General features: G+C 66.2%; 13 protein-coding genes and 2 pseudogenes. 9 read left to right on the top strand and 6 right to left on the bottom strand.

What is annotated here, in order from left to right; all coding sequences use genetic code 11:
* Positions 1-935: pseudogene (locus G6N81_RS08730) on the bottom strand (ISL3 family transposase); the annotation flags it as partial.
* Positions 936-1,330: 395 nt separating this feature from the next.
* The gene (locus G6N81_RS08735; RefSeq protein WP_165135724.1) at positions 1,331-1,642 is read right to left on the bottom strand and encodes a putative quinol monooxygenase; all 312 of its coding nucleotides are present in this window, start codon (positions 1,640-1,642) and stop codon (positions 1,331-1,333) included.
* A 107-nt stretch (positions 1,643-1,749) separates the two neighbouring features.
* Between G6N81_RS08735 and G6N81_RS08740 the strand changes: the two genes are divergently transcribed.
* From G6N81_RS08740 to G6N81_RS08755, 4 genes and pseudogenes are all read left to right on the top strand, one after another.
* On the top strand, positions 1,750-2,691 hold the full coding sequence (locus G6N81_RS08740; protein WP_165135727.1) for a GlxA family transcriptional regulator: 942 nt from the start codon (positions 1,750-1,752) through the stop codon (positions 2,689-2,691).
* Between the two features lie 120 nt (positions 2,692-2,811).
* A pseudogene (locus G6N81_RS08745) lies at positions 2,812-3,639 on the top strand (ISL3 family transposase); the annotation flags it as partial.
* A 79-nt stretch (positions 3,640-3,718) separates the two neighbouring features.
* Complete coding sequence (locus G6N81_RS08750) at positions 3,719-4,396, top strand: GNAT family N-acetyltransferase (protein WP_165135730.1); 678 nt, start codon at positions 3,719-3,721, stop codon at positions 4,394-4,396.
* 55 nt (positions 4,397-4,451) lie between these two features.
* Positions 4,452-4,643, top strand: coding sequence for a hypothetical protein (locus tag G6N81_RS08755; protein WP_241244934.1), 192 nt, complete (start codon positions 4,452-4,454; stop codon positions 4,641-4,643).
* 14 nt (positions 4,644-4,657) lie between these two features.
* Here G6N81_RS08755 and G6N81_RS08760 read toward each other — a convergent pair whose 3' ends face one another.
* Positions 4,658-4,825 (bottom strand): hypothetical protein, encoded by a 168-nt coding sequence (locus G6N81_RS08760; protein WP_165135733.1) that lies wholly within the window; start codon positions 4,823-4,825, stop codon positions 4,658-4,660.
* A gap of 102 nt (positions 4,826-4,927) precedes the next feature.
* Here G6N81_RS08760 and G6N81_RS08765 point away from each other — a divergent pair, with 102 nt between their 5' ends.
* Positions 4,928-6,310 (top strand): glycine--tRNA ligase, encoded by a 1,383-nt coding sequence (locus tag G6N81_RS08765; protein ID WP_165135736.1) that lies wholly within the window; start codon positions 4,928-4,930, stop codon positions 6,308-6,310.
* 105 nt (positions 6,311-6,415) lie between these two features.
* Positions 6,416-6,646, top strand: coding sequence for a hypothetical protein (locus G6N81_RS08770; protein ID WP_165135739.1), 231 nt, complete (start codon positions 6,416-6,418; stop codon positions 6,644-6,646).
* Here the strand turns inward: G6N81_RS08770 and G6N81_RS08775 are convergent.
* On the bottom strand, positions 6,587-7,000 hold the full coding sequence (locus G6N81_RS08775) for a DUF1801 domain-containing protein (RefSeq protein WP_165135742.1): 414 nt from the start codon (positions 6,998-7,000) through the stop codon (positions 6,587-6,589). The genes G6N81_RS08770 and G6N81_RS08775 overlap by 60 nt on opposite strands.
* 92 nt (positions 7,001-7,092) lie before the next feature.
* On the opposite strand from G6N81_RS08775, the gene G6N81_RS08780 reads away from it, so the two are divergent.
* Positions 7,093-8,079 carry a prenyltransferase/squalene oxidase repeat-containing protein gene (locus G6N81_RS08780; protein WP_165135745.1) on the top strand — a complete coding sequence of 329 codons (987 nt, stop codon included), beginning with the start codon at positions 7,093-7,095 and terminating at the stop codon, positions 8,077-8,079.
* A gap of 101 nt (positions 8,080-8,180) precedes the next feature.
* On the opposite strand, the gene G6N81_RS08785 is transcribed toward G6N81_RS08780, so the two are convergent.
* Both G6N81_RS08785 and G6N81_RS08790 read right to left on the bottom strand, forming a co-directional pair.
* Positions 8,181-8,354, bottom strand: coding sequence for a hypothetical protein (locus tag G6N81_RS08785; protein ID WP_165135748.1), 174 nt, complete (start codon positions 8,352-8,354; stop codon positions 8,181-8,183).
* A 100-nt stretch (positions 8,355-8,454) separates the two neighbouring features.
* Entirely contained in the window at positions 8,455-9,729 is a 1,275-nt protein-coding gene (locus G6N81_RS08790; protein WP_241244935.1) for a glutamyl-tRNA reductase, read from the bottom strand.
* A gap of 115 nt (positions 9,730-9,844) precedes the next feature.
* Between G6N81_RS08790 and G6N81_RS08795 the strand changes: the two genes are divergently transcribed.
* Together G6N81_RS08795 and hemE are read left to right on the top strand one after the other, a co-directional pair.
* Entirely contained in the window at positions 9,845-10,930 is a 1,086-nt protein-coding gene (locus G6N81_RS08795) for an AI-2E family transporter (RefSeq protein WP_165135754.1), read from the top strand.
* A gap of 33 nt (positions 10,931-10,963) precedes the next feature.
* A complete protein-coding gene (gene hemE, locus G6N81_RS08800) occupies positions 10,964-12,001 on the top strand; it encodes a uroporphyrinogen decarboxylase (protein WP_165135757.1) in 1,038 nt (345 codons plus the stop codon).
* Positions 12,002-12,004: the final 3 nt, after the last annotated feature.

Raw genomic sequence — 12,004 nt, forward strand, 5'->3', positions numbered from 1 at the left:
GAGCGGCTCGGTCGGCCCGTTGCTGGTGCCGGGGCGTTCGAAGTAGGCGAGCACGTCAGCGGCTCGCTTCTTCAGGGTCCGGCCCAGGGTGGTGAGCTCGGTGAGCACCTTGGGGACGCCGGCGCCTGTCGAGGGCGTCACCGGCCAGACGCACGACGTGGAAGGGATGCATCACCGTGACCGCGTCCGGGATCTTCTCTGCAGGGGCGGTCTTGAACCCGGTGAAGCCGTCCATCGCGACCACCTCGACCGCGTCACGGAAGGCGTCGTCCCGGTCGGCGAGCCAGGTCTTGAACGCCGCCTTCGACCGGCCCTCGACCATGTCCAGCAGCCTTGCTGGGCCGGCGCCATCGCGGACCGGGGTGAGGGCGATGATCACGGTGACGTCCTTGTCGCCATGCCTGGTGTGGCGCAAGACGTGCTCATCGACGCCAATGACCTTCACGCCCTCAAACCGCGTGGGGTCGTTGATCAGCAGCCGCTTGCCTTCAGCCAGGACCGCGTTGTTGGCGGTGTCCCACGCGACCCCGAGTCCCTCGGCGACACGGGCGACGGTGAGGTGTGCGACCACGATCCCTTCCAGCGCCCACCGCAGCCCGGTGCGCGAGACCTTCGCGTGGCTCCGCCGCGGCGCTGGTGTCTTAGCGCCACACGTGTCCGCAGTCGGCACAGCGGTAGCGGCGCACTACAACTTCCAGCACGGTCGGTCGCTAGCCCAGCGGCTCGTGGGCCAACCGCCGGATCACGGTGTCACGAGCAGCGCCTTCGCTGCCGCACCGTTGGCACCACTGATCTGGTTCCACCACGCGGCACGCGAGGACCGCACGATCCGGTTCAAGTCGTTGTCCGGTCACGCTCAGACCGAGGCCGTCGAGTCGAGCGAAGGCGGTCAGGTCAGGGCGGCCGAAGCCGGCCGGCTGGGTAGCGTCGGACACGTCGAGGTCTTTCGGATGGATGGCGTAGGAACCTCCGTCGTCGGGAGACCTCGACGACGATCTACGGACCGACGCGCCCGGCCGACCTACACCGTCATCTGAGAAGACCTCTGAAACGTCTTCGACGACGACGGGACCGGCGAACAGCCCCTGACCTGCGCAAACGCAGGGCAGGGGCTGTTCGGTTCTGGTGGTCGTGCGATGCGCTGGCCTCACGGCTCTGCCCGACACCGACGTCGCTCTCCTCTGCGACGGACCCCTCGCCGGCTGAGCGCTCGCGGCCGGCATCCTGTCCGTGTGCCGATAGGCCTCGCACCGCTCGGCAACGCAGCATGGCGTTGCGTCGCGACCTGGCGACGGCTCGGCGGGGCGCGATCGTCTCGTGCGTTGGCGGACTACGGGAGCTTGGACGCGAGGACGTCGGCCGCCAGGATCTCGGGTGCTGCGCCGAGGAGGTGCTGGTTGGCCATCAGGGCTGCGACGATGGCGCCGTTGGCGTGGGCGTCGCGAGCGGCCTCGTCGGGGAATGCATCGAAGATCCAGAAGGTGTCGGCGTCGGTCCTTACCGCGAACCAGACAATCGTTCCTACTTCTTCGTTGGCGAGTGCGACAGCGCCGGCGAGCAGATCGGCGAGCGCGTCGTGCTGTCCATCGGCCGCGACGATCTTGGCGACGAAGGCATACGGAAGTGATGCGGGTGCGGACATGAGGGACGCTCCTTGAAATCGGGGTTCTTCCTGAGACGAGTTCAGCCTATGACGAGCGAGGGCCGGTGGGGAGTGGCGTATACGGCAGTATTGCTATTATTTACGTCATGCGTATCGGACTGATCGCGATCGACGGCTGCTTCGGTTCGGCTATCGCGTCGATCATCGACATCGTGCGGGTGGCCGACGGAGCCCGCGGCGATGTCGACCCGCGGATCGACCCGATCGAACTCGCCATCCTCGGACCGAAACGACGAGTGACCACGACGGCATCGATGACCCTGTCGGTGGACCACCCGCTGTCGGAGTCCGGAGAGTTCGACGTGGTCGTCGTCCCTGCGCTTGGAACCCTTACGGCCGCCGCTACCAACGACGCCCTCCAGAGCCGAGATGCTCGTTCGGTCATCGCCTCGCTCGGGCGCCTCGACGAGGCGACCACCCGGATCGCCGCGGCGTGCACCGGCGTGTTCGCTGTCGCCGAGACCGGACGGATGCATCATCGGCGGGCGACGACCAGCTGGTTCCTGGGGCCGGAGTTCCTGAAGCGCTATCCGACCGTCGCCCTCGATCTCGACACCATGGTCGTGGCCGACGGGAACCTCGTTACCGCCGGCGCCGCGTTCGCCCACATCGACCTCGCGCTCTCACTCGTGCGATCGATCAGCCCCGACCTGGCCCAACATGTCGCCAAGCTCCTCATCATCGACGAGCGCCCGTCGCAGGCGGCCTTCGTCGCCTACGAACATCTCCGGCACGAGGACCCGATCGTCGTCGAGTTCGAACGCTTCGTGCGCGCCCGCCTGGACGAACCGTTCAACGTGGACTTCGTCGCGCAGTCGCTTGGCACCAGCCGGCGCACCCTCGAACGACGAGTCCGTGCGGCGCTTAACCTCAGTCCGCTCGGCTTCGTCCAACGGCTTCGCATCGAACGAGCTCGGCACCTCTCAGCAACCACGGACCTCACCTCCGCCGAGATCGCGCTACGGGTCGGCTACGCGAACGCCGAGACTCTGCGCTCCCTCCTGCGCAGGGAGCGACGCCGTTCCTGACCTATCGCCATGCCTTAGAACCACCTCTCAGCACGTCGCGTCGACGCTCCTGCGTCGCCCCTGGACGGCCCACTCGAGACGCCCGCAGCACAGGCCATGTGACGTGTCCCGGCTTCCCGGACGGTCGGGGTCGATGCGCATGTCTGGCGTCACACCCGGCGGGGCGACAAGTGCGTCACCGTCATCATCGACCTCACCCCCCCCGCGCGGAACAAGACCGGCCCGGCGAGGCTGTTGGACATGGTCGAGGGTCGCTCGAAGGCGGTGTTCAAGCAGTGGCTCGCCGCACGGCCGAAAGAGTGGTCCCGCCAGATCGAAGTGGTCGCGATGGACGGATTCGCCGGGTTCAAGACCGCTACGGCCGAGGAACTCACCCACGCGGTCCCCGTGATGGACCCGTTCCATGTCGTGCGCCTGGCCGGCGACGCCCTCGACCGCGCCCGGCAACGGGTCCAGCAAGACACCCTCGGCCACCGCGGTCACTCAGGCGACCCGCTCTACGGGGTACGCCGCACCCTGCACACCGGCGCGAGCTTCCTCACCGAGAAACAGACCGCACGCCTGGACGCGGTGTTCGCCGTCGAAGAGCATGTCGAGGTCGAAGCGACCTGGGGGACCTACCAGCGCATCGTCGCGGCCTACCGGGAACCCGACCGGAAGCTCGGGAAGTTCATCATCCAACACCTCATCGACTCCCTCACCCGCGGCATCCCGGGCACGCTCATCGAGCTGCGCAAGCTCGGCCGGACCCTGACACAGCGCGCCACCGACATCCTCGCGTTCTTCGACCATCCCGGCACCTCCAACGGACCCACCGAGGCCATCAATGGGCGACTCGAGCACCTCCGCACCTCCGCACTCCGCTTCCGCAACATCACCCACTACATCGCTCGGAGTCTGCTCGAAACCGGCGGATTCACATCCGCACTACACCCTCGATTGCGATGAGCCCGTTTCGCATCGCGCAGGAGGTCTACGGCGATGACGCGTGAACGGACGCATGCGCGAATGGCCTACTGTGGTGCGCATGCGTGAGATCCGCGATCTGGACACCGTCGAACTAATTCTTGAGGCGCAGGGAGTGCTGGATGCGATCCGTGGCCCCGAAAGGGTTGTGGATGCAGGAACGTTGCGTGCCCTGCAGCAGGCAGGGAACTATGCCGTCGGGTTCTTCGACGAGGGGCGGATGATCGGCGCGTCTGTGGCCTTCTTCGGCGCTCCGGCAACGCGATCAATGCACTCGCACATCACGGCGCTGCTGCCGGAGTTCCGCGGACGCGGCTGGGGACGAGAGCTCAAGGAACACCAGCGCCAGTGGGCGCTGAGCAAGGGCGTCGGGAACATCACCTGGACGTTCGATCCGCTCGTTGCGCGCAACGCGCACTTCTTCCTGACCGTGCTCGGCGCGCGGGTGACCGACTACGTCGTCAACCAATACGGCATCTTCGGCGGCGGCGACGCGGGTGATGAGTCCGACCGGCTCGATGTGAAGTGGAAGCTGGCCGAAATCGCTGCGCCTCCTGCGCCCGAGGACGTTGTGGAAACGCTCGAGATCCCCGACAACGTCGAAGACATGCGTGAGACCGACCCCGCGATGGCACACGAGTGGCGGATGCGTGTTCGCCGCGAAATGGGTGTTCTCAGCAACCGCGGCCTCGTGATCGCCGGATTCGACCCTGAGCGCGGCTACCTCTTCACGTCGTAACGTCTCTCGGCCTCGCGGTGGTGCGTATGTACCCTGGGCCGCATGACGACGATCGGTGACGACTGGATTCCGCATCGACGTAGCTCCGACCGGGAGCTCGTCGGGTGGGTCCGCCGGTCGGGTGCTGGTGAAGACGGATGACTTCGGCGCGATCGACGTGCCATATGAGCTCATTGAGCTCCCGTGGCCGCCGCCCGCGACCCTTCGTGCGCTCACGGCGGACGACCACGCCGCGCCCTGGCGCTGATCGCCGCGGGCGCGCTACTGCGGTAGTGCGTCGAAGAGAACGCGCGGATCGGGGGCGTCCGCCGGGGTTTGGATGGCGATGGCATCGGCGTCCTCGGCGGCGCGGACCATCGGCCGCAGATCTTCGGGAGGCGACTCTGGACGGAAGATGACACCAACGGTGGGCGAAGCTGTCTCGGTCATGCCGCCACCCTGCCGTACACATCCGAGGTGTATGTGATCTCCGCTCAGGCGTCACCACTAGAATTGCCCGGATCCCGCAACCTCGCGACCATAGGAGCCACCGTGGCCGAACAGTCCCGCCTTGACAAGGTCATCGCCCTCGCCCGCCACCGCGGGTTCGTTTTTCAAGCGGGTGAGATCTACGGCGGTTCTCGCTCCGCCTGGGACTACGGCCCCCTCGGCACCGAGCTGAAGGAGAACATCCGTCGCCAGTGGTGGCAGACGTTCGTGCGCGGCCGCGGCGACATGGTGGGCCTGGACAGCTCGATTGTGCTTCCCAGCAAGGTGTGGGAAGCGTCGGGCCACGTCGGCACGTTCAACGATGAGGTCGTCGAATCGACCACCACCCACAAGCGGTACCGCGCCGATCACCTCTGGGAGAGGTTCCAGGAGAAGCACGGACGTGACCCTGAGGGCTGGCACGAGATCCCCAACCCGGACACGGGCGAGCGCGGCGCATGGACCGAGCCCCGCAAGTTCTCCGGCCTGGTCAAGAGCTACCTGGGTGTCGTCGACGATGCCTCGGGTCTGCACTATCTGCGCCCCGAGACGGCGCAGGGTATCTTCACGAACTTCGCGAACGTCGTCACCGCCGCTCGCAAGAAGCCGCCGTTCGGTATCGGGCAGGTGGGTAAGGCCTTCCGCAACGAGGTCACGCCCGGAAACTTCATTTTCCGTACCCGCGAGTTCGAGCAGATGGAGATCGAGTTCTTCACGGCGCCCGACGAGGCACCCGAGTGGTTCGATCACTGGGTCGAGGCCTGCTGGAACTGGTTCGTTGACCTGGGCATCAACCCCGACAACATGCGCCGCCTGGACGTGCCCGACGGCGAGCGCGCGCACTACTCCGACCGCACGATCGATGTTGAGTACAACTTCGGTTTCGTCGGCGGCGGATGGGGCGAGCTGATGGGTGTGGCCAACCGCACCGATTTCGACCTCAAGAATCACATCGAGCACTCGGGCGCCAACCTGCACTACTTCGACCAGGCCTCTGGCGAGAAGTACGTCCCGTATGTGATCGAGCCCTCCTTCGGCCTGACGCGTTCGATGATGGCGTTCCTCGTCGATGCGTACACGGAGGAGGAAGTGCCCAACGCCAAGGGCGGTACCGACAAGCGCACCGTCCTGAAGCTCGACCCGCGTTTGGCGCCGACGAAGATCGCCGTGTTGCCGCTCAGCCGTAACGAGAAGCTGTCGCCGCTTGCCCGCAAGGTCGCGGCCGATCTGCGCGGTTCGTGGAATGTGGACTTCGACGATGCCGGCGCGATCGGTCGCCGCTACCGCCGTCAGGACGAGATCGGAACGCCGCTGTGCGTCACGGTCGACTTCGACAGCCTTGACGACAACGCCGTCACTGTGCGTGACCGCGACACGATGTCGCAGGAGCGCGTGTCCCTCGATACGCTCTACGGTTACCTGGCCGAGCGCCTTCGCGGAGCGTAGTTCTCTGCGCTGACGTTCCGCGTGCGGCCCCGCTCTTTCCGTCTGGGGAGTGCGGGGCCGCACGCGTGAGAGGACCTGTGGGGTTGGAGCGCCTACGCTCGCTCCATGCGCCGACTTCTTCTTGCCAGTGCCGCGGTCATCGTTGTTCTGGCGGGGCTCACGACGCATGTCTTCGCGCCGACCGGATTCGTCAGCGATGCCACCGGTGACTTGCTGTACGCCGTTCTCATCTCTCTCCTTGTCGCGTTCATCGCGCCGCGGTGGGCATTGACGCGCTCATTCGCCGCTCTCGCTTGCGCGTTGCCCGAACACCCCGGCCGTCAGCGTCCGATATGACCGCGCGATGACTCGGCGGAGCGCCGCGGTGTCGCACACATCGAGATCCTTCACGTACAGGCAACCGACGCCCGACGTGTGCGGACCGAAATGCGCCAGCTCCTCTGCGTGCGCGTCGACGCCGTCCATGAGGTAGATGGTCGTCGCAGGCTTGCGCGGCGCGAACCCGGTAGCCGGAGCGTCGCCTTCGCGGCCCGAGGCATAGCGGTAGTGGTAGGTGCCGAAACCGATGATGGATCCCGTCAGAATGGGTTTCTCCCCCGTGACCTCCGCCATGAGCGCGAGGAGCGTTTCGGCGTCTCGCTTTCTCTTGGCGGGTGTGACCTGAGCAATGAACTCCGCGATGTCCTCCATGCAGCTCAGTATCCGCCTTGTGGGCGCGATGCGGGGTACAAAAGCGGACGATCCCCCTCGTGCGCGGCCGCAACGACCCGTAGGATCGGGTCATGAAGCTCAGTGTGGAGCGACGGGTAGGCCGAGACGTTCTCGAGTGGCTGCTCGAGACGGATCCCGCCCTGCGCTGGCAGGTGGAACGCGATCTCGCGGATGCTCCGGAGCACGTGTGGCGTGAGACGCGAGAGCGCACCGCACACGAGGGATACGGTGCGCGGCTTCTGGCGTTGCAGGACGACGATGGGCAGTGGTCAGGTGGCGCCTCCGTTCCCGCTCCGGGATCCGCGGGTGCTCCCGAACCGGGAGATCCCGAGCGTGCCTGGACCGCCACGACGTGGGCGCTGAACGCCTTGCGGCAGTGGGGCGTTCCAGTGGCTGCGCTCGGTGATACGGCGGACCGGCTCGAGAAAAACTGTCGCTGGGAATACGGCGACATGCCCTTCTGGGTGGGGGAAATCGACGTCTGCAACAACGCCTTTACGCTGTCAAACGGTGTGTGGCTGGGGCGGGATATGTCCGACCTCGCGCAGTGGTTCGTCGAGCACCAGGTCGCCGAGGGCGGCTGGAACTGCGACTGGGTGGAGGGATCCACGCGCGCATCCGTGCACTCCACGCTGAACGCTCTCGTCGGTCTCCTTGACGTCGAGCGCAAGACCGGTGGCACCGATGCGATCCGCGCCGCACGAGCCGCAGCGGAGGACTATCTGCTGCAGCGGGCGCTGACGTACCGTGCGTCCACGGGCGAGCCGATTGTCCGGGACGCGGACCACTTCACGTACCCGGTGCGGTGGCGGTACTCGCTTCTGCGGGCGCTCGACTATTTCCGCGCGGCGAACCGCTACGAGGGAGGTGACCATGCAGGGCGCTTAGGAGACGCAATCGACATCGTCGAGTCGCTGCGGCAACCCGACGGGCGTTGGCTGCAGGGTCCCGTCGAGCCCGGGCGCGTGTGGTTCACGGTGGACGTGCCGGAGGGGCAGGCGTCGCCGTGGCTGACGTTCTATGCGCTCCGCATCCTGCGGTGGTGGGACGAGGTGTGATGGCCGGGCGGGCTGTGATCGCGCTGCGACCGACAACGGAAAGGCAACGTCGCTAATCCGAGAGGGAGATTGTCTCTGAGCGGGGGTGATGCCTGAATCGATCACAGCAAGACATCGTTCGTGATGTCGTGGAACTCGAGGTGGAGCGTGGGGACATCGATCCGTGTGGCAATGCGCCGCTGCAGGTTGATCGTGAGAGACCCTGCGAGGTCAGGGTGCTCGCGTCCGAGAAGGTGGACCCGTATTTCCTCATCAGTCTTCTCGGCACCGACCATTTCGTACAGGTCGTGACGCCGACCCCAGATGGGGAGCGAGAGTGGAAACGCGACCCGTGGCCTGGGGCGATGTGTACCCCCGACGTGCTCCGAAGCCGACTTAGCCTGCGTGCAGCTGGTGCGCGGGGCACTCCGCGGGAGGGGCGGCTGATGCGAAGGCGGGGCGGGCATCGATGCCGAAGAGGGTTTCGATGGCGTCGAAGACCTCGGCGGCACGTCCTTCGATGGCGGCCTCCTGGGCGCGAACCGTCGGCGTGTGCAGGAGCATGCCGGTGAAGTGGCGCAGGGCCTGCTCGATGTTCGGGTCGCCACTCTTGTCGCGGGCCAGCTCGCGTTCCAGCACCTCGAAGACGTGCTTACGGAGGGCGACGACGGCGGGCTGAGCGGTCTGCTGGCGGCCCTTCGCGAGGTACTTTTCGGCGGCGTCGCGCACGATCTCACGCGCGGCGTCGGTGGCCTGAAGCTCTTCCAGCGGCGCGTGCAGGCGGATCGTTTCGAGATCGAGCAGGGTGACGCCGGTGACCTCTGCCACATCGGGGTCGACGTTGCGGGGGAGCCCCAGGTCGATCACCAGCGAGCGGCGATCGTATCCGCCGGCGCGCAGCACCTTGGCGTTCACAACCGGCTCTTCGCGCGACGTACAGGTGATGACGATGTCGACGTTCGCGGCCGTTGCGGGGAAGTTCTCATCCGAGACCTGCGCGAGGCCATGTTTTGTGGCGAACTGGGCGCGGCCGGAGGGGGAGTACACCTGGATCTCGGCAACGCCGCGATCGCGCACGGCGGCAAGAGTTGCTGCCGCGTAGGCGCCGGTTCCCACGAGGAGTACGCGAATCTCGGACCAGTCGGCAATGCGGCTATCGGCGAGATCGAGGGCGAGGCGTACCAGCGATCGGCCGGCTCTGCCGAGCGCCGTGGAGTTCTTCACGGACTTCTGCGTTTCGGTTGCGCGCTGGAACAGGCGCTCAAGCTCGCTGGACGCCGTTCCGGTCTGCCGGGCTTCGTCGAGTGCGCGGCGCACCTGTCCGCCGATCTCGCCCTCGCCGACAACAACCGATTCCAGCCCGGACGCCACGGAGAAGAGGTGCTCGGCAACCTTGGCCCCGGTCTTGACCTCGTACGATCCCGTCAGTTCTTCTGCGGCGACGCCCGTTGCGCGGGCGATGGCATCGCGGGCGACGGCCACGCCGGAATCGTGCGCAGCGGCGGCGGGCTGATTGATGTCGATGTACGCCTCGAAACGGTTGCAGGTGGACAGCACAACGGCGCCGTCGACGCTGTCGTGCGCCTGTGCGATCAGAGGAGCAACGGGGTTTGTGTGCGCGCTCAACCGTTCGAGGAGCTCGAAAGGGGCGGTCTTGTGACTCGCGGACACACACAGCAGCACACCGTGATTCTACATCCCGTCGAAACCAGATCTGAATGATTCCAGAAAAGGAAGGGCGCCCTTGCCGAGTCGGATTGTCGGCGGCTTGCCCTACATTGGCCGAATGACGCCTGAACGAACCGCGGGCCCCGCCATGCCGCCCGTGATCCGCGTACTCGTGGTGGTTGCGGCCGTTATCGCCGTTCTCGCGGGGCTGTGGGTCACACGCGGAATCTTCGGGCCCCTCGCGCTCGCGGCCATTATCGTCATCATTTGCTATCCGATCGGGCCGGCAATCGTGAAGCGCGGAGCACCGCGCTGGGCCGGGGCAACGGCGGTCATCCTGCTGTCGTATCTCGTTCTCGCCGTGCTGGCTGCTCTGATGACGTGGGCGATCATGGAGTTCATCCGCCTGGTCACCGACCTCGCGCCCGAGTTCACGCGGATGACGCAGGATGTCTACGCGTGGATGGTGGACCTGGGAGTCGAAGCGGTCATCGGCAGCGAGGTCACGTCGATCTTCAGCGCGTCGAACATCATCGGCTATGTCACCGCGCTCTCCTCCAGCGCCTTCAGCATCACGATCGCTTTCTTCTTCGTTCTGGCCTACGTGATCTTCATGGGCGTCGACTCGGCACGCTACGCGCGTGCCGAGGAAGCCTTCGGTGCCCGCGTGCGGCCGATCCTGCAGAGGATGCGTGCCTACTGCTCCAGCGTGCGGCGGTACTTCGTTGTCAACGCATCGTTCGGATTCGTCACCGCGATCATCGATGGCGTTGCTCTGTACCTGCTCGACATTCCCGCCCCGGTCGTCTGGGCGATTTTGTCGTTCGTGACGAACTTCATCCCGAACATCGGCTTCGTTTTGGGGGTTGCGCCGCCGGCGATCCTGGCCCTCGTTGTCGGAGACTGGGTCACGATGGTCGCGGTTCTCGCCATCTACTGCGTTGCCAACGTCACGCTGCAGGTCTTGATCCAGCCGAAGTTCATCTCCGATGCCGTTGGTCTGAGCCTCACGCTGAGCTTTTTCTCGGTGATCTTCTGGACAACGGTCCTCGGTCCGCTTGGCGCCATTCTCTCCATTCCGCTCACGCTTCTGGGGCGCGCGCTGATTTTGGAGTCCGACCCGTCGACGTCCTGGCTGAGATGGCTCTCCGGCGATGAACAGGCAGCCGACAGCCCGCTGAAACCCCGTTCCCGCTGGGCATAACGCCGTCACAGGCGACGGTGCGAGGATGGGACTATGGCTCTCCCCGACGCACCGCTGATCCGCGCCCTGCGCGGCGACCGACCCGCCACCACCCCGATCTGGTTCATGCGCCAGGCCGGAAGGTCACTGCCCGAGTATCGCGAGCTGCGCGTCGGAACGCAGATGCTTGACGCCTGTCTCACGCCCTATCTGGCGGCGGAAATCACACTGCAGCCGGTGCGACGGCACGGCGTCGACGCGGGGATCTTTTTCAGCGACATCGTCGTTCCCGTGCTGCTGGCGGGGCTGGACGTGGAGATCGTCCCCGGCCGCGGTCCCGTTTTCGCGGATCCGATCCGCACGGCGGACGACGTCGCCCGCGTCACGAGCGTGTCTCCGCAGCTGGTCGCCGAGAAGTCGGAGCCGATCCGCGAGGCCGTGCGGCTTGCGGTGGCCGAGCTGGAGCAGTCGGGCAAGCCGCTCATCGGTTTTGCCGGAGCCCCCTTCACGCTCGCCGCCTATATGGTCGAGGGCGGTCCGTCCAAGGAACACCTGCGCGCTCGCGCGATGATGCATGCCGACCCCGACTCCTGGCACCGTCTCGCCTCCTGGCTGTCCGAGGTGTCGGCGACCTTCCTGGGCGCGCAGGTGGAAGCGGGCGCATCGGCCGTGCAGCTGTTCGACTCGTGGGCGGGTTCTCTCGCTCCGGCCGACTACCGAGAGTTCGTTGCGCCGCATTCGCAGCGCGCACTCGCCGGCATCACGGATGTGCCCCGTATCCACTTCGGCGTCGGAACAGGGCCGATTTTGGCGGACATGACGCTGGGGGGCACCGCTGACGCTGTTGGCGTTGACTGGCGCCTTCCGCTCGACGAGGCGGCCGCGATCGTCGGCCCCGACATCACGGTGCAAGGGAACATTGATCCCGCAATGCTGCAGGCGCCGTGGGACGTTCTCGAGGCGCACGTTCGTGACGTTGTTGCCCGCGGAAAGTCGGCGCGCGCTCACGTGGTGAACCTCGGTCATGGAGTTCCCCCCGAAACCGACCCGACGGTGCTCACCCGCATCGTTGAGCTCGTTCACTCGATCTAACGG

Origin of the sequence: Microbacterium amylolyticum, from assembly GCF_011046975.1 — a bacterium.
Taxonomy (GTDB): Bacteria; Actinomycetota; Actinomycetes; order Actinomycetales; family Microbacteriaceae; genus Microbacterium; species Microbacterium amylolyticum.

Coding starts and splice junctions, on each gene's coding strand:
- G6N81_RS08735 (WP_165135724.1), bottom strand. CDS start 1,642: ATGTCCGCACCCGCATCACTTCCGTATGCCTTCGTCGCCAAGATCGTC.
- G6N81_RS08740 (WP_165135727.1), top strand. CDS start 1,750: ATGCGTATCGGACTGATCGCGATCGACGGCTGCTTCGGTTCGGCTATC.
- G6N81_RS08750 (WP_165135730.1), top strand. CDS start 3,719: ATGCGTGAGATCCGCGATCTGGACACCGTCGAACTAATTCTTGAGGCG.
- G6N81_RS08760 (WP_165135733.1), bottom strand. CDS start 4,825: ATGACCGAGACAGCTTCGCCCACCGTTGGTGTCATCTTCCGTCCAGAG.
- G6N81_RS08770 (WP_165135739.1), top strand. CDS start 6,416: ATGCGCCGACTTCTTCTTGCCAGTGCCGCGGTCATCGTTGTTCTGGCG.
- G6N81_RS08775 (WP_165135742.1), bottom strand. CDS start 7,000: ATGGAGGACATCGCGGAGTTCATTGCTCAGGTCACACCCGCCAAGAGA.
- G6N81_RS08780 (WP_165135745.1), top strand. CDS start 7,093: ATGAAGCTCAGTGTGGAGCGACGGGTAGGCCGAGACGTTCTCGAGTGG.
- G6N81_RS08785 (WP_165135748.1), bottom strand. CDS start 8,354: ATGGTCGGTGCCGAGAAGACTGATGAGGAAATACGGGTCCACCTTCTC.
- G6N81_RS08795 (WP_165135754.1), top strand. CDS start 9,845: ATGACGCCTGAACGAACCGCGGGCCCCGCCATGCCGCCCGTGATCCGC.
- hemE (WP_165135757.1), top strand. CDS start 10,964: ATGGCTCTCCCCGACGCACCGCTGATCCGCGCCCTGCGCGGCGACCGA.